Here is a 23,529-nt window from a genome sequence, read left to right on the forward strand (position 1 = left end):
CCGGTTTCCACAGGCTTATCCCCAGCCGCAAGGCGTCAGGGTTGCAACTTCGTTCCCGCACTCGCGTCCTGCGATTTTTCCGGCTGCGGCAGGATGACGCCCCGGTCGGTCACGATCAGGTCCAGGGGCTGGTCGGTCGCCTCGGCGGGGATGGCGTGAATCTCTTGCGCCGCATAGGCCAGCCCGATGGCAACCACCGCCCCCTCGGCGCGCAGCCGGGCCAGCGTGCGGTCGTAGAAACCGCCGCCATAGCCCAGCCGGTGCCCGGCCCGGTCGAACCCGGCCAGGGGCACGATCAGCACATCCGGGCGCAGCAGCGGCGAATCGGCGGGGGGATGAAGGGTGCCGAAGCGGCCCGGCTCCAGCCGATCGCCATGGGCGCGGAACTCCAGCGGCCGGGCCGGGCCGATCACCACCGGCAGGCAGACCGGCCCGCCATGGGCCGCCATGGCCGGGCGCGGATCGGCCTCGCCCCGCATCGGCCAATAGCCGGCCAGCACCTTGCCGCGATGGGGGGCCAGCGCCGCGACCAGGTGGCGCGTCAGCGCGGCATCGTCGCCGCCCCCGGCCCGCGCCGCCAGCGCCGCCTGGCGCAGCGCGTGCTTGAGTGCCGGGTCCGCGCTCACAGCAGGATCACCGCGGCAAGGCCGAGGAAGGTGAAGAAGCCCACCACATCGGTCACGGTGGTCACGAAAGTCCCCGAGGCCAGCGCCGGATCGGCCCCCGCCTTTTCCAGCCCCAGCGGGATCAGGATGCCCCCCAGCGCGGCGACGAACAGGTTCACCACCATGGCCATGGCGATCACCAGGCTGAGCTTGGGATCGCGGAACCAGACATAGGTGACGCCCGCCAGCGCCAGGCCGAACAGCAGCCCGTTGCCCAGGCCCACCGCCAGTTCGCGGCGCACGATGCGCAGCGCATTGGTGCGGGTCAGGCTTTTGGTGGCCAGGCCGCGCACGGCGACGGTCAGGGTCTGGGTCGCGGCATTGCCGCCCATCGAGGCGACGATCGGCATCAGCACCGCCAGCGCCACCAGCCGGGCGATGGCGTCCTCGAAGAACGCGATGACCGAGGCCGAGACCAGCGCGGTCAGGATGTTCACCGCAAGCCAGGGCACGCGCTGGCGCATGGTCTCGACCACTGTGTCGGAAATCGCGCTGTCCTCGCCGACGCCGGCCAGGCGCAGGATGTCCTCCTCATGCTCCTCGTCCAGCACCGACATGGCGTCGTCGATGGTGATGACCCCGACCAGCCGGTCGTCGTCATCGACCACCGGGGCCGAGATCAGGTGATACTTGTTGAAGGCATGCGCCACGTCGCCCTCGTCCTGGCGGGCCGAGATGGTGCGGAAGCTGTCCTCGCGGATTTCGCCCAGCAGCACATGCCGGCGCGAGGCCAGCAGCTTGCCCAGGGTGACATAGCCGGTGGGGTGGCGGCGCGGGTCGACCAGCACGACGTGATAGAACTGGTCGGGCAGCCATTCCTCGGCGCGCAGGAAGTCGATGGTCTCGCCCACGCTCCAATGCTCGGGGGCCGTCACCACCTCGGACTGCATCAGGCGGCCGGCGGAATATTCCGGCCAGGTCAGCGAGCGTTCGACGGCGGCGCGGTCGGATTCGTCCAGCGCGGCCAGGATGGCCTGCTGCTCGGGCGCGCCCATGTCCTCGATCAGGTCGACGACGTCGTCGCTGTCCATTTCGCGGACGGCCTCGGCCACCACCTCGTGCGGCAGCTGCTCGATGACCTCGTCGCGGATGGATTCGTCGATCTCGGACAGGATCTCGCCGTCGATCTCGCCGGAATAGAGATGCAGGAACTCGCGCCGGCGCGCCGGCGTCAGCTGCTCGATCAGGTCGGCGATGTCGGCGGCGTGCATCGGCTCGAGCGCGGCGTCCAGCGCCGGGCCGTCGCCGTCGTCCACGGCCTTGTTGATCGCGTCGATGTCCTGCCGGCTCAGCTGGAAATCGGCTTCGGGGGCATCCGTGTCGGTTTCGCGCGGCTCGGTCATCGGCTGGCTCCTCGGGGTTCGGGTCTTGCGACGAGGATGGCGGTCGGGAAAGTCGGTCGGGGCACCATAGGGGGCCCGCGCCGGGGCCTCAATCGCCCTTGAGCAGGGCTAGCGCCTCGGCATGTAATTCTTGTGAACCCGCGGCCAGGATGGTGCCGCCGCCATGCGCCGGCCCGCCCTGCCAGTCGGTGACGACCCCGCCCGCGGCCTGGATCACCGCGATGGGCGCGGCCACGTCATAGGGTTGCAGCCCGGCCTCGATCACCAGGTCGACATGGCCGGCGGCCAGCAGCGCATAGGCATAGCAGTCGAGCCCGTAGCGCACCAGCCGCGCCCGCGCCGCGACGCGGGAAAAGGCGGCATGTTCCGCGGGGTCGCCGACCTCGGGATAGGTGGTCATCAGCGTCGCCTGGGCCAGCGCGACGCCGCGGCGCACCCGCAAGGGCACGGTGCCGCGGCCCGAGATCAGCCGGGCGTGGCCCAGCCCGCCCTCGAACCGCTCGTCCAGATGCGGCTGGTCCACGATGCCATAGATCGGGCCCCGCGCATCGCTGAGCCCGATCAGCACGCCCCAGCTCGGCGCCCCGGCCATGAAGGCGCGGGTGCCGTCGATCGGGTCCAGCACCCAGGTCAGGCCGCTTCGCCCGGCCTGGGCGCCGTATTCCTCGCCCAGGATCGCGTCCTCGGGCCGCTCGGCGGCCAGGATGGCGCGCATGGCGCGTTCGCTGGCCCGGTCGGCTTCCGTCACCGGGTCGAAGCCGGTCGCGGCCTTGTTGTCGGGCCGCAATGCCGGGCTGCGAAACAGGCTCAGCGTCTCGGCCCGCGCGGCATCGGCAAGGCGATGCGCCACGGCGACGATCCGTTCGGCGTCTTCGACAGGATTGGTCTTGTTCGCGCTCGTCATGACCTGCCCCCGCGGATATGCTTCGGGCGCAGGTTTAGCCGCAGTATCCCGCAAGCGAAAGCCCCGGAACGCGGCGGGTTCGGATCAGGCCGCGTCCGACAGCACGCGGGCCAGTTCGAAGATCTGGCGCCGCTGCGCCTCGGGCATGGCGTAATAGGCCCGCACCAGCTGCAGCGCCTCCTTGTCGGCCAGGATGTCGCCCTCGACCGAGTTCTGGACCTGGCCATCCTCGAGCCCTTCGAAGAAGAAGCTGATCGGCACGTCCACCGCCCGCGCGATGTCCCAAAGCCGCGAGGCCGAGACCCGGTTCATCCCGGTCTCGTATTTCTGGATCTGCTGGAACTTGATCCCGACCTTTTCGGCCAGCTGCTGCTGGGTCATGCCGATCATCCATCGACGATGGCGGATCCGCTTTCCGACATGGACATCCACGTTATGTTTCATGGTAACACCTCACTCAATCTAAACGGGCGCTACATCAGAACGGCGCAATTTTCGAGGTCGATAATGGCCACTTGTCCAAAAAGACAATCGGTTGCGGGCACCGAAAGCCTCTGGCCGAACCCCCCGGAAACATGGGAAAAAGCCGGGCCGGAGGCAGGCGGAAAGCGGTGGGAGGAATCATGAATACGACCTGGAAAATGATGCAAATCAACAAAATGGCCGGCTCTCCCGTCGCGGGCAGGCTGTCGCTGGCCGCGCCCGGTCCGGGCGAGGTGCTGGTGGGCCTGCGCGCGGCCGCCCTGAATTTCGCCGATCTGCTGATGACCAAGGGACAGTATCAGGAGACGCCGCCCCTGCCCTTCATCCCCGGACTCGAGGGCGCGGGCGAGGTGCTGGCGGCGGGCGAAGGCGTGGCGCTGGCGCCCGGCACCCGCGTCGTCGTGCAAGGCCAGGGCACCATGGCCGAGGCCAATCTGTTCCCCGCCGAAAGCTGCCACCCGATCCCCGACGCCATGAGCTATGACGAGGCGGCGGGTTTCCTGATCGCCTATGGCACCAGCCATTTCGCCCTGACGCTGCGCGCGGGCCTGCGCGCGGGCGAGACCCTGGCCGTGCTGGGGGCCGCGGGCGGGGTCGGGCTGACCGCGGTCGAGATCGGCGCCGCCTTGGGCGCGCGGGTGATCGCAGTGGCGCGCGGGGCCGACAAGCTGGCGGTGGCGCGGGCGGCGGGGGCCGCGGATTGCATCGACAGCGAGACATGCCCCGACCTGCGCGCCGCCCTGCGCGAGATGGGGGGCGTCGACGTGGTCTACGATCCCGTGGGCGATGCGCCCGGCGAGGCGGCCTTCGGCGCCCTGCGCCCCGGCGGCCGCTTCCTGGTGATCGGCTTTGCCGGCGGCAAGCCCCCGGCCCTGCCGCTCAACCACGCGCTGGTCAAGAACATCGCCATCCACGGCTTTTACTGGGGCGGCTATCGCAAGCTCGATCCCGGACTGCTGCGCCAGGACATCGCCGCGCTGTTCGCGCTTTACGAACAGGGCCGCCTGCGCCCGCATGTCGGCGCCACCCTGCCGCTCGACCGGCTGGCCGAGGGCTATGACCTGCTGGCCAGCCGGCGCTCGACCGGAAAGGTGATCGTTAGCATCTGAAATTTTCGTCAGCCAGGGCCAAAACCGCCGGTTCTGCATTGAAAAACCGGCGTGCTTTGCCAATATCTGCGTGGATGGTCGGCCATGCGGGCCGCACCGCGATTTTCGACCGGGGAGAACCTATGCAAGACTACAATTCGATCCGCACGGCCGGGACCGCGACGCGCTCGGCTGCCGTGGATGAGGGCCTGCGCGCCTATATGAACAAGGTCTATGGCCTGATGGCCGTGGGCATGCTGGTGACGGCCGGCGCCGCCTGGGGCATGGCGGGCCTGGCGCTTTCCGACACGCCGACGCAATGGGCGCTCGGCAATGGCCACTACCTGACCGAGTTCGGCAAGACGCTGTATCTGTCGCCGCTGAAATGGGTGGTGATGTTCGCGCCGCTGGTCATGGTCTTTGCCTTCGGCGCCGCGCTGAACCGGCTGTCGGTGCAGGGCGCGACCACGCTGTTCTATGCCTTCGCCGCGGTGATGGGCATCTCGATCAGCTGGATCTTTGCCGCCTATACCAGCTTCTCGATCATCCAGACCTTCCTGATCACCGCCATCGCCTTCGCCGGCCTGTCGCTTTACGGCTACACGACCAAGCGCGACCTGTCGGGGATGGGCACTTTCCTGATGATGGGCCTGATCGGGCTGATCGTCGCCTCGATCGTGAACATCTTCCTGAAATCGGGCGCGATGCAATTCGCCATCTCGGCGATCGGCGTGCTGATCTTTGCCGGGCTGACCGCCTTCGACACGCAGAACATCAAGAACACCTATCTGCAGCTGGCCAACTCGGACCGCGACTTCCTGGGCAAGGCCGCGATCATGGGTGCGCTGCAGCTGTACCTGGACTTCCTGAACCTGTTCATGTTCCTGCTGCAATTCCTGGGCAACCGGGAATAAGGCCGGAAGCATCCCGGAGCTTCCTTTTCGGCCCCGCCGGCGCAATCGCCCGGCGGGGCCTTTTGCTGCGCAGGCGGGCAGCCAGGCACGGATTGTTCATCTATGTCTACTAAAACGCCACCCATGATCCTTTGGTATGCATTGCTGGCCAGTTCGGTTGAGGCGAATCGCCGCCGGGGCTATGAAAGGGTATGGAAAACCCTGCTCCCCCCAAGGCGGGACGGCGCGAGGCCGCCGGCCGGGCGCTGGTCGACGGCGGCATCGGCGCGGTGACGATCCCGCCGCCGGCCCGGCGGCGGCGCCTGCCGCGCGCCGGGTTCCGCCGGTTCTTGGGTGACGGCGGGGCGGCGCCGGATGTGCGTGCCCGCTTCCCCAGGGCCTTCATGGCGCGGCCCGAATGCGCGCCGCGCTGCCAGGCTGTGCAGGGCCGCCAGGTGGACGCCCTGACGGTGTGCTTCGCCAGCCGCTGCCCCGAACGCCGCACCACGGCCATCTCGGGGCACCCGAACCCTTTCCCCAGCGCCGCCCGGCCTCGTCTGGATGCGGATGCGCAAGGCGCTGCAAGCCGACTGGCGCCCATTCCTGCCACCGCGCAGATCCGCCCCGGCCGGCGACAGACGGCACGCTTTCCCCTCTGCCTGCGCCATGAAGCGGATGCCCGCATGTCCCGGCTCGGCCGCCCTGCCCGGCCGCGGATGCCAGGGCCGGCTGACGATATTGTCGCAAGACATGCCGCTATCGTTGCATCCGGGATGCGCCGGGCCGGGGATGATGCGCCATGGGCGGCGCGCGGACCGCCGGTCGTCGCCGTGCCGGGCAGCGAACCGGCGCCGCTTTCGGCGCCCTCCGGCTCCTGCATGCCCGGTCCGCCTGTCGGGTTCGCCCCTGCGGCCCGGATCGGAACCGCGGGCCGAGACGACAACCGGCAGGAACCGGCTCCTGCCCAAGAAGCCCCCCCGGTTTGCGCGACGGCTGGGGTTTGGGGGCCATGTTCGCGTCAGGGAGAAAGAGAATGGGAAGACGGTTTGTTTCCTGCGGTGCGGCGCTTTTGCTTGTGGGCTTTTCGGGTGCGGCCTGGGCGGATTGCGGCAGTCCGACGATTGCCAGCATGAACTGGCAGAGCGCCGAGCTTGCGGCGGCGCTGGATGCCTTCATCCTCAACGAGGGCTACGGCTGCAGCGCCGAGGTGATCCAGGGCGACACGGTGCCGACGCTGACCTCGATGGTCGAGAAGGGCCAGCCCGAGATCGCCCCCGAGGGCTGGGTCGACCTGGTGCCCGAAGTCATCCGGTCCGGCCTGGCCGAGGACCGGATCGTCGTCACCGGCGACATCCTCAGCGACGGCGCCGTGCAGGGCTGGTGGATCCCGAAATACCTCGCCGAGGCCAACCCCGAGCTGAAGACCATCGAGGACGTGCTCAAGCGCCCCGACCTCTTCCCCGATCCCGAGGATCCCGCGAAGGGCGCCATCTTCAACGGCCCGGCCGGCTGGGGCGGCACGGTGATCACCAGCCAGCTCTACAAGGCCTTCGGCGCCCAGGCGGCGGGCTTCAACCTGGTCGACACCGGCTCGGCCGCCGGGCTCGACGGCTCGATCGCGCGCGCCTATGAACGCCAGCAGGGCTGGGTCGGCTATTACTGGGCGCCGACCGCGCTGCTGGGCCGCTACGAGATGGTCAAGCTGGAGCACGGCGTGGCGCTCGACAGGGACGAATGGCAGAACTGCACCTCGAACGCCGATTGCGCCGAGCCCAGGAAGAACGACTGGCCGGCCGACAAGGTGCAGACCGTCGTCGCCAAGCGCTTCGCCGACAGCGCCCCGCCCGAGGTGATGGACTATCTTTCCAAGCGGAGCTGGACGAATGCGACGGTGAACGCGCTGATGGCCTGGATGACCGAGAACCAGGCGCAGGGCGAGGAGGGCGCGCGGCAGTTCCTGCGCGAGAACGAGGCGACGTGGACCGAATGGGTCACGCCCGAGGCGGCCGAAAGGATCAAGGCCGCGCTCTGACCGCGCGCCCCGCGGCCGGGCTGGGTGGGCCGAAAGTCCGCCCCGGCCCGCCCTCCGGCTCTCGGGTCCGGGCCGGGCTGCCCGTCGGTCCGGCTTTCCGGTCCGGGCCTTGGCCCAGCCGGTTCTGCGGTCCGGCCTTGGTCTGGCGAGGCTCCAGTTCTCGGCTCTCGGGCCCGCGGTCGCGGTCCGGCTTCGGTCTGGGCCCTGGCTGCCCGTCGGGCCGGCTCCGGTTCCGGTTCCGGCCCAGGTCGGACCCAGGTCTGGCCCAGGCCTGGCCCCGCGGAGCGGCTTTCGGGCCCGCGGACCCGCTCCCGGTTCCGGTCCCTGGCCCAGCCGGCGCTCGGGTCCGGGCCCTGGCCTGGCCCAGCCGGTTCTCCGGTCCGGTCTTGGTCTGGCGAGACTCCGGCTCTCGGGCCCGCGGTCGCGGTCCGGCTCTCGGTCCGGGCCCTGGCTGCCCGTCGGGCCGGCTCCGGCTCCGGTTCCGGCCCAGGTCGGACCCAGGTCTGGCCCAGGCCTGACCCCACTCCGGCTCTCGGGCCTGCGGACCCGCTCGGGCTTCGGTTTCGGCCCAGGACTGGCCCCGCTCCGGCTCTCGGCTCGGGGGCCCGCTCCGGCTCCCGGTTCCGGTCCCTGGCCCAGCCGGCGCTCGGGTCCGGGCCCTGACACCCCTTCGGTCCGGCTCTCGGGTCGGGCCCTGACCACCCCTCGGTCCGGCCTCCGGGCCGGTCCGCGGGACCGCCCCGACCCCGGTCCGGCCCGATGCCGCCACCCTTTCCCGGTCCCGGCCGCCCAGGCCGGCCCCCAGCCCCATGCGCGAGGATCCCATGACCTGGCTCACCTCCTTCCCCCAATTGAAAAGCGCCTGGCTGCGCGAGTTGCAGCGCGTCATCGACGACGGCTTTCGCAGCTTCACCCGCAGCCACGGCGACATGATCGAGGGCCTCTTCAGCCCGCTGCAGACCATGCTGATCTGGTTCGAGCGATTGCTTCTGGGCACCCCCTGGCTGCTCGTCCTGGCCGTCGTCGCCGCCCTGGCCTGGGGCGCCAGCCGCAGCCTGCGCGTGGTGATCGGCTCCGTGCTGACCCTGGTGCTGATCGGGCTCTTCGGCATGTGGGACGACACCATGAAGACCATCTCCATGGTGCTGGCCGCGACGCTTTTGTCCATCGCCATCGGCCTGCCGCTCGGCATCCTGATGGCGCGCTCGCAGCGGGTGCAGCGCATCATCAGCCCGATCCTCGACATCATGCAGACCATGCCCAGCTTCGTCTACCTGATCCCGGTGGTGATGCTGCTGGGCATCGGCCGGGTGCCCGGCCTGATCGCGGTGGTGATCTATGCCATCCCGCCGATGATCCGGCTGACCAACCTCGGCATCCGCCAGGTCGACCGCGAGGTGCTGGAGGCGACCGACGCCTTCGGCTCCTCGGCCTGGCAGAAGCTGGTCAAGGCGCAGCTGCCGCTGGCGCTGCCCACGATCATGGCCGGCATCAACCAGACCATCATGATGGCGCTGGCCATGGTGGTGATCGCCTCGATGATCGGGGTGCAGGGGCTGGGCCAGCCGGTGCTGCGCGCGATCTCGAACCAGTATTTCACGCTCGGGCTCTTCAACGGCTTCGCCATCGTCGGCATCGCCATCCTCTTCGACCGCATCAGCCAGGCCTGGGGCAAGCGGCTGCAAAAACACCAGGAGGCCAGCCATGACTGATCCGATCGGCATCGAGATCAAGAACCTCTACAAGATCTTCGGCGCCAATCCCGAGGCGCATGTCGCGGCCGTCCGCGCCGGCATGACCAAGGCCGAGCTGCAGGCCCGCCACCAGCACGTCCTGGGGCTGAGCGACATCAACATCCAGGTCGCGCCGGGCAGCATCCAGGTCATCATGGGCCTGTCGGGATCGGGCAAGTCGACGCTGATCCGCCACATCAACCGGCTGATCGAGCCCACCGCCGGCGAGATCGTGATCGAGGGCCGCAACGTCGTCGCCATGTCGCAGGCGGAGCTGCGCGCGTTCCGCCGCCACAAGACCGCGATGGTGTTCCAGAAATTCGGCCTGCTGCCGCATCGCACCGTGCTCGACAATGCCGCCTATGGCCTCGAGGTGCAGGGCATCCCGCAGGCCGAGCGCTACCGCACCGCCATGCGCTGGATCGAGCGGGTCGGGCTTTCGGGCTTCGAGAAGAGCTATCCGAGCCAGCTTTCGGGCGGCATGCAGCAGCGGGTGGGCCTGGCGCGCGCGCTGGCCAACGACGCGCCGATCCTGCTCATGGACGAGGCCTATTCGGCGCTCGACCCGCTGATCCGCTACGACATGCAGACGGTGCTCTTGGACCTGCAGCAGGAGGTGAAGAAGACCATCGTCTTCATCACCCACGACCTCGACGAGGCGCTGCGCATCGGCGACCGCATCGCGCTTCTGCGCGACGGCTCGGTGATCCAGCAGGGCACGGCGCAGGACATCGTGCTGCGCCCGGCCGACGATTACGTGGCGAATTTCGTCCAGCATGTCGACCGCGGCAAGGTGCTGAAGGTCGGCGCGGTGATGCAGGCCCGGCACGGTTTCGACGCCCCCGAAGCCGCCCTGCCCGACGCCGCCCTGCCCGAGGCCGCCATCGCCCCCGAGGCCAGCATCGCCGAGGCGCTGCAGCAGATGGCCGCCAGCCGGCTGCAGGCGCTGCGGGTCCAGGATCCCCAGGGCCGGGCCATCGGCGTCATCCCCTTCCAGGCCGCGATCAACGCCTATACCGGCCAGCATGGCGGCCAGCATGACGGGCAGCATGACGGGCAGCATGACGGGCGGCAGGCATGAGGGTCGGCCTGATCGGCGCCACCGGCTGGCTCGGCTCGGCGCTCGGCGCGGGGCTGCTCGCGCGCGGCATCCTGGCGCCGGGCGAGCTGGTGCTGCTCAATCGCAGCGCCCCGCAGACCAACTACCACGGCCATGCCAACGTGACATGGGCGCGCAACGCGGCCGAGCTGGCGGCGCAAAGCGACGTGATCGTGGTCTCGGTGCGGCCCGAGGACTGGCCGGGGCTGGACCTGCGCGCCGCGGGCCGGCTGGTCCTGTCCTTCATGGCCGGGATCGGGGCAGCCACGCTGGCGTGCTGCGGCGGCCGGATCGTTGATCGCAAAGACTTCGGCGCAGGGGCCTGAAGGATGACCCGACCGCGCCGCCCCGCGCCTTGAACGCGGGACGGCGCCTTGGCCGTCGGCAGATCGCCCCCTTGCCGCGACGGCCCGTCCCGGCCGATGCGGGAATGCATATCACGCAGCCCGCCTTCGGCTGGCATATGCGCCAAGGAGCGCGTTAACCCACCGGGATCGCTTATCTTTTAAAAAGAACTGTTCAGTTTTTCCGCTTGTCATGATGCTCATATCTTTTAGACAAAATTGGTCGGCGCCCTGTTGGCCCGATACTGCGCGTCGCGGCTCTTGACGGATCGCCCCGGCCTTGGGGCCGGCAATGCCGATCCCAGCGATGGTCTTCGTCTGCCTGGAAGCCGGACACGCGGGGTAACCGATTACGCGGCCCCCGGCAGGGGCTCGTATCTGAGTGGTGAGTGTTAAAATGTCTTTCAATCATGCCGGCGACAATCATTGCGGTCCCGCCGGACCCGACTGCGAGAAGATGATCTTCCTGGGAAAGCTTCCCGACATGGACCCCTGGGAGCTGGTCCCCGGCGCCGGAAGGGCCAGCACGATATTGGCCGGCGCCAGCTTCGGATCGCAGGCGGACCCGCTGTCGCGCCAGCTAGTCGAGGTCAGCGCCGTGGACCTGGACCAGGACGGCATCATCCGCACCAACGGCCCCTTCGGCTTTCTGGCCGAGCCGATCCGCCACGATGCCGACGGCGACGGCAATATCGCCAGCTACAAGGTCGACTCGACCTTCGTCGTCAAGAACACCGCCGTCACCTTCGCCAATCCCGACGGCAGCCAGGAGACGCTGGTCCTGCCGGTCCGCATCATGCAGGACACCGCCGGCAACGCCTTCCTGATGCCGCCGCCCAAGGGCGCCTCGCTGCAAGAGGTCGAGGCGCTGACCACGCGGCCCATCGTCTCGGTCTCGTTTCCCGCCGGGGCCGGCAATTACGCGCTGGACTACCACGGCATCTTCACCGACCGGCATTGCTTTCCCTGTTTCGTCCGCGGAACGCTGATCGAAACCGAACAGGGGCCGCGGCCGGTCGAGGAACTGACCCCCGGCATGCTGGTCGTGACCAGCGACAACGGCTTGCAGCCGGTGCGCTGGATCGGCTCGCGCGTGCTGGGCAGCAAGGCGCTGGACGCCAGTCCCAACCTGCGCCCGATCCGCATCAGGGCCGGCGCGCTCGGCAAGGGGCTGCCCTTGCGCAACCTGGTCGTCTCGCCCCAGCACCGGGTGCTGGTGCGTTCCAGAATCGCGCTGAAGATGTTCGGCACGCCCGAGGTTCTGGTCGCCGCCAAGCAGCTTTTGCAGATCGACGGCATCGACATCGCCGACGACCTGCCCTCGGTCGAATATTTCCACTTCCTCTTCGACCAGCACGAGATCGTCCTGTCCGAGGGCGCCGAGACCGAATCGCTTCATACCGGGCCCGAGGCGCTGAAATCCGTCGGCCGCCAGGCCCAGGCCGAGATCTTTGCGCTTTTCCCCGAATTGCGCGACCGGCCCGAGGACGAGGTGCCGGTGGGCGCGCGCGTTCTGGCCTCGGGCCGGATGGGGCGCAAGCTGGCCGTGCGCCACGCCCAGCATCGCAAGACCCTGGTGCAATAGCCAAGGCGGGGTCGCCAGGAACCTGAGCCGGCCCCGGCCGGCCTTTTTCCATCCGCCCGCAGGCCGGGCATGGGCCGCGATCCCGGCGGCGCCTGCCGCGGGCAAGCAAGGCCACCGGACCCGCAGGACGGCGGGTGGATCTGCCCCGCCCCCGCGGGGCGGAGCGATTGCGCAGGCCGGTCGATCTTGCGGCCCGCGCGGGCTTCCCCTACATCTTGCAGAACAAAGAAAGGATCCGCCATGGCGATGGAAGCCCAGGATATAGAAGCCCTGATCCGCGCTGCATTTCCGCATGCCAAGATCACGATCACCGACCTTGCCGGGGACGGAAACCACTATGCCGCCGAGGTGATCGACGAAAGCTTCCGCGGCCAGAATCGCGTTCAGCAGCAACGTGCCGTCTATGCGGCGCTGCAGGGCCATATGGACGGCCCCAACGGCGCGCTGCATGCCCTTGCGCTGACCACCAAGGCACCCGACTAAGATCAACCGCAAGCGTCGCGACCAGGCGGCGCTTCAGCAAGGACCGGACGAAATGACCGATGCACGCCAGCAAATCCAGGAGACGATCGACGCAGACGATGTCGTCCTGTTCATGAAAGGCACCAAGGAGATGCCCCAATGCGGCTTTTCAAGCCGCGTGGCCGGGGTTCTGAACTACATGAACGTCCAGTATCGCGACGTGAACGTGCTGGCCGACGAGACGATCCGCCAGGGCATCAAGGATTTCTCGGACTGGCCGACCATCCCGCAGCTTTACGTCAAGGGCGAGTTCGTGGGCGGCTGCGACATCGTCACCGAGATGACGCTTTCGGGCGAACTCGACCAGCTGTTCGACAAGGCCGGCGTGACCTATGACAAGGATGCCGCCAATAAGATCCGCGAAGCGAACGCCTGAGCGCGGGCGCAGCCGACGCGACAGGAAAAAAGACCCCGCCGGCGGCGGGGTCTTTTGTTGTCAATGGGTTGCGGGACGATCCTCAATAGGGATCTTCGCTCCAATCCTCGGCCTCTTCCCAGTCCGGCTCGTCGCGGTGGCGCCAGTGCTGCAGGCGCGAGGCCAGGGTCATCCCCACCGCAAAGGCGCCGATCAGCGGCGCGACGGCCGCCGCCCGCGACTGCGAGGCGCCCTGGACCTGCCCGGCGACGCGGCGCAGCGTATCGGGCGGCAGGCCCAGCGTGTCGACGGCGCTTTCGCCCGCCCGGCGCGCGGCGCCATAGACGCTCGCCTCGGCGCGGTCGGCCATCCGGTCCGCCTTGTAGGCCAGGCTGTCGGTCAGCGAATGCACCCGCTGCTCGGCCTGGTCGATCAGCTGGCCGGCCTTTTGCGAGGCGCGCTCCAACGCCGCATCCGCGGCGCCGGTGGCTTTTTCGACGGCCATGTCGGCGGCCAGCATCAGCCGCTGCTCGACCTCGGCCTTCAGCTCGTCGGTGGTGGGGACGGGATGGCGTTCCTTGCGCGCCATCAGCATCACCGCCAGCCCGACCAGCACGAAGCCCAGGCCGATCGCCAGCGAGGCGCCAAGCGCCCCCCAGCCCAGGTGATCGGCCAGCCAGGTCCACAGCGCCGCCAGCAGGAACCCCGCCCCGATCAGCAGGGCCGCGCCTGCCCCGGCCGACAGGCCGGCGCGGCGCAGCCTGTCGGTCAGGGCGAGTTGGAGTTTCCTGGTATAGTCGAACATCCGCCGAGACTCAGCGCCGTGCGATGATCAGGCCCAGCAGGAAGCCGATGCCGGCCGCGATCCCCAGCGCCTGCGCCGGGTTGCGCCGCACCATGCCCGAGACCTCGTCGTAATATTCCTCGGCATGGGCCGCGACCTCATGCGCCTGCCGTTCGCCCTGCCGGTAAAGCCGGCGGGCTTCGTCGCGGGCGCGCTCGGCATATTCATGGCCCCGCTCGCGGACGGTTTCGGCATATTCGGCGCCGCGGCGCTTGGCGTCCTCGACGAATTCGGCGCCTTTCTCGCGCGCGGTCTCGTAAAGCTCGGCGCCCTTCTCGCGGGCGGTCTCATAGGCTGCGCTGGCCTCGTCGGCGGCGCGGCTGGCGTGGCGGCCTACATCGTCAGCGGCCTCGCGCGCCTTGGCTTTCAGTTCATCGGCGGTGGCTTCGTGGTTCGCCATGATCTTGTCCTTTCGCAGGGCTGTATCGGTTTCGGAAAAGCAAACCCCGAAACCCGCAGATCGTTCCCGGACCGGCCGCGATTTCCTGCCCGCAGCGTCAAAGTGCCGCGTCAAAGGCGGAAACCAGCCGCGCCACCGTGCCCTCGACATCCTTGAGCTTGTCGAGCCCGAAAAGCCCGATGCGGAAGCTGCGGAATCCCTCGCCCTCGCCGACCTGCAGGGGCACGCCCGCGGCGATCTGGTAGCCGGCGGCCAGGAACTTGCGCCCGGTCGAGATCTCGGGGTCGTCGATATGGCAGACCACCACCCCCGGCGCGGCAAAGCCCTCGGCCGCGACCGAGCGCAGCCCGCGCCGCGCCAGCTCCGAGCGCACCGCATCGCCCAGCCGCCATTGCGCCTCGCGCGCCGCCTCGAGGCCGAAGGCGCGCGTCTCGTCCATCGCATCGCGCAGGCCCAGCAGCGCATCCGTCGGCAGCGTGGCGTGATAGGCATGGCCGCCGTCCTCATAGGCCTTCATGATCGCACGCCATTTCTTCAGGTCCAGCGCGAAGCTGTCGCTGACCGTGGTCTCCAGCCGCTCGATCCCGCGCGGGGACAGCATCACCATCCCGGTCGAGGGCGAGGCCGACCAGCCCTTTTGCGGCGCCGAGATCAGCACGTCCACGCCGGTCTGGCGCATGTCGACCCAGATCGCGCCCGAGGCGATGCAGTCCAGCACCATGATCGCGCCCACCTCATGCGCGGCATCGGCCAGCGCCTTGATATAGTCGTCGGGCAGGATCATGCCCGCCGCCGTCTCGACATGCGGGGCAAAGACGGCATCGGGGCGGGTGTCGCGGATCTTTTCCACCACTTCCTCGATGGCGGCGGGGGCAAAGGGGGCGCGGGGCTCGTTGCCCTGCGGCCGCGCCATCATCACCGTGGTCTGGCGCGCGAAACCGCCCGCCTCGAAGATCTGGCTCCAGCGATAGCTGAAAAAGCCGTTCCTGACGATCAGCGCATGGGCGTCGCGGCCGAACTGGCGCGCCACGGCTTCCATGGCGCAGGTGCCGCCGCCGGGGACCAGCGCCACCGCGTCGGCGCCATAGACCTCGCGCAGCGTGGCCGAGATGTCGCGCATGACGCCCTGGAATTTCTGCGACATGTGGTTGAGCGAGCGGTCGGTGAAGACGACCGAGAATTCCTGCAATCCCTCGGGGTCCACATCGGGGCGAAGTCCGGGCATGGCCGATCCTTTCTGCTGGTTTTGCGGCAGCCTAGCGCGCCCTCGCCCACACGGCCAGCCCTACCGAAGCGGCAGCCCGCAGCAGCCCCTTGCCGGCCGCGCCGCGCCCGACTAGCTTCAGGGGGAACAACCGACAGGCCAGTCACCATGCGTATCGGCATTCTCAAATGCGGCCAATCGCCCGAGGAACTTCGCGGCGATCTGGGCGACTATGACACCATGTTCGAGCGGCTCCTTGCCGGGCGGGGCTTCGATTTCACCAGCTATCACGTTGAAAGGATGGAGTTCCCGCCGGATGTCCACGCGGCCCAGGGCTGGCTTCTGACCGGCTCGCGCCATGGCGTCTACGAGGATCATCCCTTCATCCCGCCGCTCGAGGAGTTCATCCGCACCGCCTATGCCCGGCATGTGCCGCTGGTCGGCATCTGCTTTGGCCACCAGATCATCGCCCAGGCGCTTGGCGGCACGGTGACGAAGCATCCCGGCGGCTGGGCGGTCGGCGCGCATGACTACGATTTCGGCGGCGAAAAGGTCACGCTGAACGCCTGGCACCAGGACCAGGTCGTCGCCCTGCCCAGGGATGCGCAGATCGTCGCGCGAAACGAGTTCTGCGAAAACGCCGCGCTGGTCTATGAGGATCGCGCCTTTACCGTGCAGGCCCACCCCGAGTTCGACGACGCCTTCATCCAGGGGCTGATCGAGCATCGCGGCCGCGGCGCGGTGCCCAAGCCGCTGCTGGACCAGGCCCGCGCCCGCATGGGCACCCCGCGGCAATCGCCGGGCATCGCCGACCGGATCGAGGCCTTCTTCAAGGCGCCGCGCGCCTTCAGCGCAGTAATCCGGCAGGGGGCCGCATGAGACCGCATTGGATCGAGGAAACCCCGCAGGCCGCCCAGGACTATGTCGCCGGGCGGCGGCTGGACGAGGTGGAATGCATCGTCGCCGACATCGCCGGGGTGGCGCGGGGCAAGGCCATGCCCGCCTCGAAATTCGCGCATCAGGAACGGTTCTACCTGCCGAACTCGATCTTCCTGCAGACCATCACCGGGGATTGGGCCGACAACCCCTCGGGCGCCTTCACCGAGCCGGACATGATCCTGACGCCGGATTTCTCGACCGCGACGGCGGCGCCCTGGACGGCGGACGTGACCTTGCAGGTCATCCACGACGTCTCGGACCAGTCCGGCAACCCGGTGCCCATCGCGCCGCGCAACGTGCTGAAACGGGTGGTCGATCTTTACCGGCAGCGCGGCTGGCGGCCCATCGTCGCGCCCGAGATGGAGTTCTTCCTGGTCGCGCGCAACATCGACCCGAACCAGCCGATCATGCCGCCCATGGGCCGCACCGGCCGCCGCGCCGCCGCCAAGCAGGCCTATTCCATGTCCGCGGTGGACGAATACGGCAAGGTCATCGACGACATCTACGACTTCGCCGAAGCCCAGGGCTTCGAGATCGACGGCATCCTGCAGGAAGGCGGCGCCGGCCAGGTCGAGATCAACCTCAACCACGGCGACCCGGTCGCCCTGGCCGACCAGATCTTCTATTTCAAGCGGCTGATCCGCGAGGCGGCGCTGCGCCACGACTGCTTCGCCACCTTCATGGCCAAGCCCATCGAGGGCGAGCCGGGCAGCGCCATGCATATCCACCACTCGGTCGTCGGCATCGGCGACGGGCGCAACATCTTTTCCGACGAGCAGGGCCGCGAGACGCCGGCCTTCATGCATTTCATCGCCGGCATGCAGAAGCACCTGCCGGCGGCGGTGGCGCTGCTGGCGCCCTATGTCAACAGCTATCGCCGCTATGTTCCTGATTTCGCGGCGCCGATCAACCTGGAATGGGGGCGCGACAACCGAACCACCGGGCTGCGGGTGCCGATCTCGAAACCGGAATCGCGGCGGGTCGAGAACCGGCTGGCGGGCATGGATTGCAACCCCTACCTGGGCCTGGCCGCCAGCCTCGCCTGCGGCTACCTGGGGCTGGCCGAGGCCGAGGCGCCGCGCGCCGAATGCCTGGGCGACGCCTATATGTCCGAGGACGAGTTGCCCTATAACCTGGGCGACGCGCTGGACCTGATGGACGAGAGCGCGCCGATGCGCGAGGTGCTGGGCTCGGAGTTCATCGACGTCTACCAGGCGGTCAAGCGCAACGAATACAAGGAGTTCCTGCAAGTCATCAGCCCCTGGGAGCGCGAGCATCTGCTGCTGAACGTATAGAGCCGGGCACGGCCTGGCCTTGGCGCGCCGTCGGAATGGGTATTTGGACAACGAAGAAGGCCGAGGGGATGAACCTGCTGTTTTCCAATGATCGGCCGGGGGAGTATCCGCCGAGCCTTTATGCCGCGACCCGCGATCCGCTGCCTGCCTTCCCCGAGCAGCGGGGCGAGGCGCGCGCCGATGTCGTGGTGGTGGGCGCCGGCTATACCGGCTTGTCGGCTGCGCTGCACCTGGCCGAGGCGGGCCGCGACGTGGTGGTGCTGGAGGCGCATCGCGTGGGCTTCGGCGCCTCGGGGCGCAATGGCGGCCAGATCGGCTCGGGGCAGCGGCTGGAGGTGGACGAACTGGAGCGGATGGCCGGGATCGAGGCGGCGCATCGGTTGTGGGACATGGCCGAGGAGGCCAAGCGCCTGACCCGCGATCTGGCGGCGCGCGCCGGGGTGCCGGTCGCCTGTGGCATCGCCCATGCCTTTCGCAAGCCCGCCGAGCTGGACCATGCCCGCGCCATGATCGACAGGCTGGCGCGCGACTACGGCTATGATCGGATCGAGGCGCTGGAGCGCGACGCCTTTCGCGCGCTGGTGCCCTCGGACGCCTATGTCGCCGGCGAGCTGGACCATGGCGCGGGGCATCTGCATCCGCTGAACCTGGCCATCGGCATGGCGCGGCTGGCGGATGCGGCCGGCGCGAAGATCCGCGAGTTGAGCCATGTCCACCACATCCGCCACGCCCGCCGCGCCGGTGAAAAGAGCATCGTCCAGACCGGCAAGGGCCGGGTGATCTGCGACCATGTCATCCTGGCGGGCAATGGCTATCTGGGCAATCTGGACACCCATGTCGCCGCCCGCGTCATGCCGATCAACAATTTCATCGTCGCGACCGAGCCCCTGGGGCCGCGCGCGGCCGAGGTGCTGACCCAGCCCATCGGCGTGCATGACACCAAGTTCGTGGTGAACTACTGGCGGCTCGACCCCGAGGGGCGGCTGATCTTCGGCGGCGGCGAGAATGTCAGCTATCGCTTTCCCGCCGACATCGCCGCCAAGGTGCGCAAGCCGCTGCTGGAGATCTATCCCGGCCTTGCCGACGTCAGGCTGACCCATGCCTGGGGCGGCACGCTGGCGATCACCATGAACCGCATGCCCTGCTTTGCCCGGCCGGCGCCGAATTGCCTGTCGGCCAGCGGCTATTCCGGCCATGGGCTGGCGCTGGCCAATCTTGCCGGCAAGCTGATGGCGCAGGCGGTTCAGGGGCAGGCCGAGGGGTTCGACACCATGGCCGCCCTGCCCTCGCCCGCCTTTCCCGGCGGCGCGGCGCTGCGCTGGCCGCTGCTGGTCGCCGGCATGGGCTGGTATTCGCTGCGCGACCGGCTGGGCTTCTAGCGCTTTTCCGCCAACTCGCGGTCGCGCCGGGCCTTGGCGCGGGCGATGCGCTCGGCCATCTGCTTTTCGCGGTGGCGGTGATAGGCCTTGATCAGCGGCACGGTCAGGTAATGCGCCGCGACCGAGACCGCGATTCCGGGCAGCACGCCCCCCACCGCATAGGGCAGGAAGATCTGCTCGTTGAATTGCAAAAGCTGGTCCCAATGCGCCGTGCGCTCCGCACTGAGCGGCGCGAGCAGGTTGTTCCACAGCTCGCTGCCGGCGCGGGTGAATTCGTCAAAGATCAAGTGCGGGGTAAACCGGCCCTCGACCCCCAGCATCCAGCGCCCCAGCCCCACCGAGGTCAGCGCGATGAAGGGCGTGGTCAGCGGGTTGCCGACGAAGGTGCCCAGAAGCGCCGCCAGGATATTGCCGCGGATCAGCCAGGCCAGCGCCGCAGCCCCCATGAAGTGAAAGCCGAAGAAGGGCGTGAAGGAAATGAAGATGCCGCAGGCCCAGCCGCGCGCCACCCGATGCGGCTGGTCCGGCAGGCGGCGCAGCCGGTGCAGCACGTATTTCGACGCCCGCTTCCAGCCCGAGCGCGGATAGAACATCTCGGTCCACATCTGAGCATAGCTCAGCGGCTTGCGTCTTTTGAACATGCCGGCCGCGCCTCAGCTTATATGGGCGGAAGGATCGCGGATGCGCGAGACCTGGGCCACGTCGCTTTCGGTTTCCAGCGCGGTCAGCAGCGTGTGCAGATGTTCGCGGTCGCGCAGCTCGACCTCGACCCGCAGGCGATAGAAATCCGGCTTGCGGTCGATGAACTCCAGGTCCGAGATATTCGCCCCCTGCGCGCCGATCAGCGTGCAGATGCGGCCCAGCACCCCGGCGTCGTGGCGGATGGTCAGGGACAGCATGGTGGAATAGGCGGCCGGGTGCTGGCCTTCGCGCCAATGCAGGTCGACCCAGCGTTCCGGGCTTTCCTCGAACTCGGCCAGGACGGGGCAGTCGATGGCATGGATCACCACGCCCTTGCCGCGATAGGTGATGCCGACGATACGCTCGCCCGGCAGCGGGTTGCAGCAGGGGGCGCGGGTGAATTCCTGGTCGGCCGCCAGCCCCGCGACCGCGCGGCGGGCGTCGATCTCGCTGCGCTTTTCGGCAAGTTCGGGATAAAGCGTGGTCAGCACGTCATGGGCCGAGATCTCGGCGCTGCCGATGCGGGCCAGCAGCTCGTCGGTGTCGGGCAGCGCCATGGTCTTGGCCGCGGTGCGCAGCGCCTTGTCGCTGACCTTGCGCCCGACATGTTCGAAGGCCACCCGCACCAGTTCCGATCCCAGCCGGATGAAGCGGGTCCGGTCCTCTTGCCGCAGGCTGCGGCGGATCGCGGCCTTGGCCCGGCCGGTGACGACGATGTCGAGCCAGGTCGCCTGCGGGCGCTGGCCGGAGGCGGCGATGATCTCGACCGACTGCCCGTTCTTGAGCCGCGTCCACAGCGGCACGCGGATGCCGTCCACCTTGGCGCCGACGCAGGACGAGCCCAGCCGGGTATGGATCGCATAGGCGAAATCCAAGGGGGTCGCGCCCTTGGGCAGCGGGATCACATCGCCCTTGGGGGTGAAGCAGAACACCTGGTCGGAATACATTTCCAGCTTCACGTGTTCCAGGAACTCGTCGTGATCCTCTTCGCCGAAACGCTCGGTCAGGCTGGCGATCCATTCGCCCGGATCGACGGCAAAGGGGTTCGCGGTGCGCACCCCGTCGCGATAGGCCCAATGCGCGGCCACGCCCGCCTCGGCCACCTCGTGCATCTGGCGGGTGCGGATCTGCACCTCGACCCGCTTGCCGTCGCGCCCCGAGACGGTGGTGTGGATCGAGCGATAGCCGTTCGCCTTCGGCTGGCTGATGTAATCCTTGAACCGGCCCGGCACCGCGCGCCAGCGGTGGTGGATCACGCCCAGCGTGCGATAGCAGTCGGGTTCCGTCCGGGTAATGATGCGAAAGCCGTAGATGTCCGACAGGCGCGAGAAGGAAAGCTGCTTTTCCTGCATCTTGCGCCAGATGCTGAAGGGGCGCTTGGCGCGGCCATAGACATCGGCCTCGATCCCCTCGCGTTCCAGCTCGGCGCGGATGTCGGCGGTGATCTTGGGGATCACGTCGCCGGATTCGCGCTGCAGGCTGACGAAGCGGCGGATGATCGAATTGCGCGCCTCGGGGTTGATGACCTTGAAGGCCAGGTCTTCCAGCTCCTCGCGCATCCATTGCATGCCCATGCGGCCGGCCAGCGGCGCATAGATGTCCATGGTCTCGCGCGCCTTTTGCTGCTGCTTGTCCGGGCGCATGGACTTGATCGTCCGCATATTGTGCAGGCGGTCGGCCAGCTTGACCAAAATCACGCGAAGATCGCGCGACATCGCCATGAAAAGCTTTCGAAAATTCTCGGCCTGCTTGGAATGCGCGCCGGAAAGCTGCAGGTTGGTCAGCTTGGTCACGCCATCGACCAGATCGGCGATCTCGCGGCCGAAGATCTGCGCCACCTCGGCCCAGGTCGAGCGCGTGTCCTCGATCGTGTCGTGCAGAAGCGCGGTGACGATGGTCGCATCGTCCAGCCGCATCTCGGTCAGGATGGCGGCGACGGCGACGGGATGGGTGAAATAGGGTTCGCCCGAATGGCGGAACTGGCCTTCGTGCATGCGACGCCCGTATTCATAGGCGTCGCGGATCAGTTCGGCATTGGTGCGCGGGTTGTAGTTGCGGATCAGCGCGATGAGGTCTTCGACGTCGATCATGATGGGCCGAAGACCTTTGGATTCAGTTCCTGCCTTGCGCTTCCAGCATCATGCGCAGCATGCGCTCTTCCGATTCCTCGTCGGCAGGCTTGGGACGGTCCATCTCGGCGCCCAGCAGCAGGGCCATCGCGTCCTCTTCGGGCTCGTCGACCTCGATCTGGGTCTGATGCGCCTCGATCATGCGCTCGCGCAGATCGTCCACGGGCTGGGTTTCGTCGGCGATCTCGCGCAGCGCCACGACGGGGTTCTTGTCATTGTCGCGATCGACGGTCAGCGGGCTGCCCGCGGCGATTTCACGCGCGCGATGGGACGCCAGCATCACCAGGTCAAAACGGTTCGGAACCTTATCGACGCAATCTTCGACTGTAACGCGGGCCATCGGTCAACCTTATCAGCTGGAATCGGGGTGCAGGGGGCGAGGCCGGATATTTGGGCGCCCGCGACGGAAATGTCAAGCACTTGCGGGCCGCATCCCCGCCAGCGCCTCGGGCGGAAGCGCCGCCAGCATCTGCGCCACGCTGAGCCCAAGGCGCGGATGCACCCAGTCCGGCGCGATCTCGGCCAGGGGTGCCAGGACGAAGCCGCGGTCCTGCATCCGGGGATGGGGCAGGATCAGGCCCTGGGGGGCATGCAGCGGCTGTTCCTGCGGCGGCAGGCCGCGCCAATGGTCCTGCACGGCGGCATCGGGCAGCACCAGATCGCCATGGGCCAGCAGGTCCAGGTCCAGCCCGCGGGCCTGCCAGCGCGCGCCGTCGCGGCTGCGGCCCAGTTCGGCCTCGATTTCGTGCAATTCGCGCAGCAGTTGTTCGGGCGGCATGACGCAGCGGAAAGACGCCGCCGCATTCACATAATCGGGACCGGAACCTGCCGGAAAGGCTGGGGTAAACCAGAAGCGGCTGAAGGCCACCGGCACAACCTGCGGTAATTGCGAGATCTTTTGCAAGGCGAAACGCAGGCTCTGCGAGGGCGAACCTGCCGAACTAGGCAGGTTTGCACCCAGGGCAACGAGGACTAAGTTCGCTTTCTGACTTTGGTTTCGAGACATCTCGGGGGAATCGTGTTTTACAAGGACGACCGGCTGGCGTTGTTCATTGACGGGTCGAATCTTTATGCTGCGGCAAAGTCGCTGGGCTTCGACATCGACTACAAGCTGCTGCGGCAGGAATTCGAACGGCGCGGCAAGCTGGTCCGCGCCTATTATTATACGGCATTGCTGGAGAACGAGGACTACTCACCGATCCGCCCGCTGGTCGATTGGCTGCATTACAACGGCTATTCCATGGTGACGAAACCCGCGCGCGAATATACCGACGCGCTGGGGCGCCGCAAGGTCAAGGGCAACATGGATGTCGAGTTGGTCATCAACGCCATGGAGCTGGCGCCGCGGCTGGATCATGCGGTGCTGTTTTCCGGCGACGGCGACTTCCGGCCGCTGGTCGAGGCGCTGCAGCGCCAGGGCGTGCGGGTCTCGGTGGTCTCGACCATGCGCAGCCAGCCGCCGATGATCGCCGACGAATTGCGCCGGCAGGCGGACAATTTCATCGAACTGGACGCGCTGCGCGACATCATCGGCCGCCCGCCGCGCGAGCCCGCCCCGCAGGAAAGCTGACCCGGCAAAGCTGCCCCGGCACGGGGCCTGCACCATCGACGC

24 protein-coding genes are annotated in these 23,529 nt (G+C 68.2%); 13 read left to right on the plus strand and 11 right to left on the minus strand.

Annotated elements, in window-relative coordinates; translation table 11 throughout:
* Positions 1-35: 35 nt before the first annotated feature.
* From E3U25_RS14045 to E3U25_RS14060, 4 genes are all read right to left on the minus strand, one after another.
* On the minus strand, positions 36-626 hold the full coding sequence (locus E3U25_RS14045) for a 5-formyltetrahydrofolate cyclo-ligase (RefSeq protein ID WP_166435597.1): 591 nt from the start codon (positions 624-626) through the stop codon (positions 36-38).
* Positions 623-2,008 (minus strand): magnesium transporter, encoded by a 1,386-nt coding sequence (mgtE, locus tag E3U25_RS14050; RefSeq protein WP_116222810.1) that lies wholly within the window; start codon positions 2,006-2,008, stop codon positions 623-625. The genes E3U25_RS14045 and mgtE overlap by 4 nt, the downstream gene beginning before the upstream one ends.
* Positions 2,009-2,096: 88 nt before the next feature.
* Positions 2,097-2,912 (minus strand): histidinol-phosphatase, encoded by an 816-nt coding sequence (gene hisN / locus E3U25_RS14055; RefSeq protein WP_116222811.1) that lies wholly within the window; start codon positions 2,910-2,912, stop codon positions 2,097-2,099.
* A gap of 84 nt (positions 2,913-2,996) precedes the next feature.
* A complete protein-coding gene (locus E3U25_RS14060; protein WP_024844684.1) occupies positions 2,997-3,356 on the minus strand; it encodes a helix-turn-helix domain-containing protein in 360 nt (119 codons plus the stop codon).
* A 179-nt stretch (positions 3,357-3,535) separates the two neighbouring features.
* On the opposite strand from E3U25_RS14060, the gene E3U25_RS14065 reads away from it, so the two are divergent.
* The 9 genes from E3U25_RS14065 (at position 3,536) to grxD (ending at position 13,067) form a co-directional block, all read left to right on the plus strand.
* Positions 3,536-4,504 carry an NADPH:quinone oxidoreductase family protein gene (locus E3U25_RS14065; protein ID WP_116222812.1) on the plus strand — a complete coding sequence of 323 codons (969 nt, stop codon included), beginning with the start codon at positions 3,536-3,538 and terminating at the stop codon, positions 4,502-4,504.
* A gap of 122 nt (positions 4,505-4,626) precedes the next feature.
* Positions 4,627-5,397, plus strand: a complete 771-nt coding sequence (locus E3U25_RS14070; protein ID WP_036760057.1) for a Bax inhibitor-1/YccA family protein — start codon at positions 4,627-4,629, stop codon at positions 5,395-5,397.
* Positions 5,398-6,409: 1,012 nt separating this feature from the next.
* Positions 6,410-7,408, plus strand: coding sequence for a glycine betaine ABC transporter substrate-binding protein (locus E3U25_RS14075; protein ID WP_116222744.1), 999 nt, complete (start codon positions 6,410-6,412; stop codon positions 7,406-7,408).
* An 824-nt stretch (positions 7,409-8,232) separates the two neighbouring features.
* Entirely contained in the window at positions 8,233-9,120 is an 888-nt protein-coding gene (locus E3U25_RS14080; protein ID WP_036761282.1) for an ABC transporter permease, read from the plus strand.
* Positions 9,113-10,222 carry a quaternary amine ABC transporter ATP-binding protein gene (locus E3U25_RS14085; RefSeq protein ID WP_116222743.1) on the plus strand — a complete coding sequence of 370 codons (1,110 nt, stop codon included), beginning with the start codon at positions 9,113-9,115 and terminating at the stop codon, positions 10,220-10,222. Before E3U25_RS14080 ends, E3U25_RS14085 begins: the two co-directional genes overlap by 8 nt.
* Positions 10,219-10,566 (plus strand): pyrroline-5-carboxylate reductase family protein, encoded by a 348-nt coding sequence (locus E3U25_RS14090; protein ID WP_116222813.1) that lies wholly within the window; start codon positions 10,219-10,221, stop codon positions 10,564-10,566. The genes E3U25_RS14085 and E3U25_RS14090 overlap by 4 nt, the downstream gene beginning before the upstream one ends.
* 415 nt (positions 10,567-10,981) lie before the next feature.
* On the plus strand, positions 10,982-12,169 hold the full coding sequence (locus E3U25_RS14095; RefSeq protein ID WP_244295323.1) for a Hint domain-containing protein: 1,188 nt from the start codon (positions 10,982-10,984) through the stop codon (positions 12,167-12,169).
* Between the two features lie 240 nt (positions 12,170-12,409).
* The gene (locus tag E3U25_RS14100; RefSeq protein WP_024844566.1) at positions 12,410-12,652 is read left to right on the plus strand and encodes a BolA/IbaG family iron-sulfur metabolism protein; all 243 of its coding nucleotides are present in this window, start codon (positions 12,410-12,412) and stop codon (positions 12,650-12,652) included.
* A 52-nt stretch (positions 12,653-12,704) separates the two neighbouring features.
* Positions 12,705-13,067: a Grx4 family monothiol glutaredoxin gene (grxD, locus tag E3U25_RS14105; protein ID WP_036759351.1), complete on the plus strand. Its 363-nt coding sequence runs from the start codon at positions 12,705-12,707 to the stop codon at positions 13,065-13,067.
* An 82-nt stretch (positions 13,068-13,149) separates the two neighbouring features.
* Here the strand turns inward: grxD and E3U25_RS14110 are convergent, their stop codons facing one another.
* From E3U25_RS14110 to E3U25_RS14120, 3 genes are all read right to left on the minus strand, one after another.
* Complete coding sequence (locus E3U25_RS14110) at positions 13,150-13,851, minus strand: phage holin family protein (protein ID WP_116222814.1); 702 nt, start codon at positions 13,849-13,851, stop codon at positions 13,150-13,152.
* Between the two features lie 10 nt (positions 13,852-13,861).
* Positions 13,862-14,290: an ElaB/YgaM/YqjD family protein gene (locus E3U25_RS14115; protein ID WP_036759354.1), complete on the minus strand. Its 429-nt coding sequence runs from the start codon at positions 14,288-14,290 to the stop codon at positions 13,862-13,864.
* 97 nt (positions 14,291-14,387) lie between these two features.
* Entirely contained in the window at positions 14,388-15,515 is a 1,128-nt protein-coding gene (locus E3U25_RS14120) for an aminotransferase class V-fold PLP-dependent enzyme (protein ID WP_116222815.1), read from the minus strand.
* A 147-nt stretch (positions 15,516-15,662) separates the two neighbouring features.
* On the opposite strand from E3U25_RS14120, the gene E3U25_RS14125 reads away from it, so the two are divergent.
* The 3 genes from E3U25_RS14125 to E3U25_RS14135 all read left to right on the plus strand — a co-directional run bounded on the left by E3U25_RS14125 (position 15,663) and on the right by E3U25_RS14135 (position 19,107).
* Positions 15,663-16,373 carry a type 1 glutamine amidotransferase gene (locus E3U25_RS14125; RefSeq protein ID WP_116222816.1) on the plus strand — a complete coding sequence of 237 codons (711 nt, stop codon included), beginning with the start codon at positions 15,663-15,665 and terminating at the stop codon, positions 16,371-16,373.
* Positions 16,370-17,728: a glutamine synthetase family protein gene (locus E3U25_RS14130; protein WP_116222817.1), complete on the plus strand. Its 1,359-nt coding sequence runs from the start codon at positions 16,370-16,372 to the stop codon at positions 17,726-17,728. Before E3U25_RS14125 ends, E3U25_RS14130 begins: the two co-directional genes overlap by 4 nt.
* Before the next feature lie 68 nt (positions 17,729-17,796).
* Positions 17,797-19,107, plus strand: coding sequence for an NAD(P)/FAD-dependent oxidoreductase (locus tag E3U25_RS14135; RefSeq protein ID WP_116222818.1), 1,311 nt, complete (start codon positions 17,797-17,799; stop codon positions 19,105-19,107).
* On the opposite strand, the gene E3U25_RS14140 is transcribed toward E3U25_RS14135, so the two are convergent.
* From E3U25_RS14140 to folK, 4 genes are all read right to left on the minus strand, one after another.
* The gene (locus E3U25_RS14140; RefSeq protein ID WP_036759361.1) at positions 19,104-19,748 is read right to left on the minus strand and encodes a DUF2062 domain-containing protein; all 645 of its coding nucleotides are present in this window, start codon (positions 19,746-19,748) and stop codon (positions 19,104-19,106) included. The genes E3U25_RS14135 and E3U25_RS14140 overlap by 4 nt on opposite strands.
* 12 nt (positions 19,749-19,760) lie before the next feature.
* On the minus strand, positions 19,761-21,878 hold the full coding sequence (locus E3U25_RS14145) for a RelA/SpoT family protein (RefSeq protein ID WP_036759362.1): 2,118 nt from the start codon (positions 21,876-21,878) through the stop codon (positions 19,761-19,763).
* 22 nt (positions 21,879-21,900) lie between these two features.
* The gene (gene rpoZ / locus E3U25_RS14150; RefSeq protein WP_024844556.1) at positions 21,901-22,257 is read right to left on the minus strand and encodes a DNA-directed RNA polymerase subunit omega; all 357 of its coding nucleotides are present in this window, start codon (positions 22,255-22,257) and stop codon (positions 21,901-21,903) included.
* Positions 22,258-22,329: 72 nt separating this feature from the next.
* Positions 22,330-22,923: a 2-amino-4-hydroxy-6-hydroxymethyldihydropteridine diphosphokinase gene (folK, locus tag E3U25_RS14155; protein ID WP_084197335.1), complete on the minus strand. Its 594-nt coding sequence runs from the start codon at positions 22,921-22,923 to the stop codon at positions 22,330-22,332.
* Between the two features lie 12 nt (positions 22,924-22,935).
* Between folK and E3U25_RS14160 the strand changes: the two genes are divergently transcribed.
* A complete protein-coding gene (locus E3U25_RS14160) occupies positions 22,936-23,487 on the plus strand; it encodes a LabA-like NYN domain-containing protein (RefSeq protein ID WP_036759365.1) in 552 nt (183 codons plus the stop codon).
* The last annotated feature ends 42 nt before the right edge of the window (positions 23,488-23,529 follow it).

The organism is Paracoccus versutus, from assembly GCF_029909795.1.
Classification (GTDB): Bacteria; Pseudomonadota; Alphaproteobacteria; order Rhodobacterales; family Rhodobacteraceae; genus Paracoccus; species Paracoccus versutus.

Coding starts and splice junctions, on each gene's coding strand:
- mgtE (WP_116222810.1), bottom strand. CDS start 2,008: ATGACCGAGCCGCGCGAAACCGACACGGATGCCCCCGAAGCCGATTTC.
- hisN (WP_116222811.1), bottom strand. CDS start 2,912: ATGACGAGCGCGAACAAGACCAATCCTGTCGAAGACGCCGAACGGATC.
- E3U25_RS14060 (WP_024844684.1), bottom strand. CDS start 3,356: ATGAAACATAACGTGGATGTCCATGTCGGAAAGCGGATCCGCCATCGT.
- E3U25_RS14065 (WP_116222812.1), top strand. CDS start 3,536: ATGAATACGACCTGGAAAATGATGCAAATCAACAAAATGGCCGGCTCT.
- E3U25_RS14070 (WP_036760057.1), top strand. CDS start 4,627: ATGCAAGACTACAATTCGATCCGCACGGCCGGGACCGCGACGCGCTCG.
- E3U25_RS14075 (WP_116222744.1), top strand. CDS start 6,410: ATGGGAAGACGGTTTGTTTCCTGCGGTGCGGCGCTTTTGCTTGTGGGC.
- E3U25_RS14080 (WP_036761282.1), top strand. CDS start 8,233: ATGACCTGGCTCACCTCCTTCCCCCAATTGAAAAGCGCCTGGCTGCGC.
- E3U25_RS14085 (WP_116222743.1), top strand. CDS start 9,113: ATGACTGATCCGATCGGCATCGAGATCAAGAACCTCTACAAGATCTTC.
- E3U25_RS14090 (WP_116222813.1), top strand. CDS start 10,219: ATGAGGGTCGGCCTGATCGGCGCCACCGGCTGGCTCGGCTCGGCGCTC.
- E3U25_RS14095 (WP_244295323.1), top strand. CDS start 10,982: ATGTCTTTCAATCATGCCGGCGACAATCATTGCGGTCCCGCCGGACCC.
- E3U25_RS14100 (WP_024844566.1), top strand. CDS start 12,410: ATGGCGATGGAAGCCCAGGATATAGAAGCCCTGATCCGCGCTGCATTT.
- grxD (WP_036759351.1), top strand. CDS start 12,705: ATGACCGATGCACGCCAGCAAATCCAGGAGACGATCGACGCAGACGAT.
- E3U25_RS14110 (WP_116222814.1), bottom strand. CDS start 13,851: ATGTTCGACTATACCAGGAAACTCCAACTCGCCCTGACCGACAGGCTG.
- E3U25_RS14115 (WP_036759354.1), bottom strand. CDS start 14,290: ATGGCGAACCACGAAGCCACCGCCGATGAACTGAAAGCCAAGGCGCGC.
- E3U25_RS14120 (WP_116222815.1), bottom strand. CDS start 15,515: ATGCCCGGACTTCGCCCCGATGTGGACCCCGAGGGATTGCAGGAATTC.
- E3U25_RS14125 (WP_116222816.1), top strand. CDS start 15,663: ATGCGTATCGGCATTCTCAAATGCGGCCAATCGCCCGAGGAACTTCGC.
- E3U25_RS14130 (WP_116222817.1), top strand. CDS start 16,370: ATGAGACCGCATTGGATCGAGGAAACCCCGCAGGCCGCCCAGGACTAT.
- E3U25_RS14135 (WP_116222818.1), top strand. CDS start 17,797: ATGAACCTGCTGTTTTCCAATGATCGGCCGGGGGAGTATCCGCCGAGC.
- E3U25_RS14140 (WP_036759361.1), bottom strand. CDS start 19,748: ATGTTCAAAAGACGCAAGCCGCTGAGCTATGCTCAGATGTGGACCGAG.
- E3U25_RS14145 (WP_036759362.1), bottom strand. CDS start 21,878: ATGATCGACGTCGAAGACCTCATCGCGCTGATCCGCAACTACAACCCG.
- rpoZ (WP_024844556.1), bottom strand. CDS start 22,257: ATGGCCCGCGTTACAGTCGAAGATTGCGTCGATAAGGTTCCGAACCGT.
- folK (WP_084197335.1), bottom strand. CDS start 22,923: ATGTCTCGAAACCAAAGTCAGAAAGCGAACTTAGTCCTCGTTGCCCTG.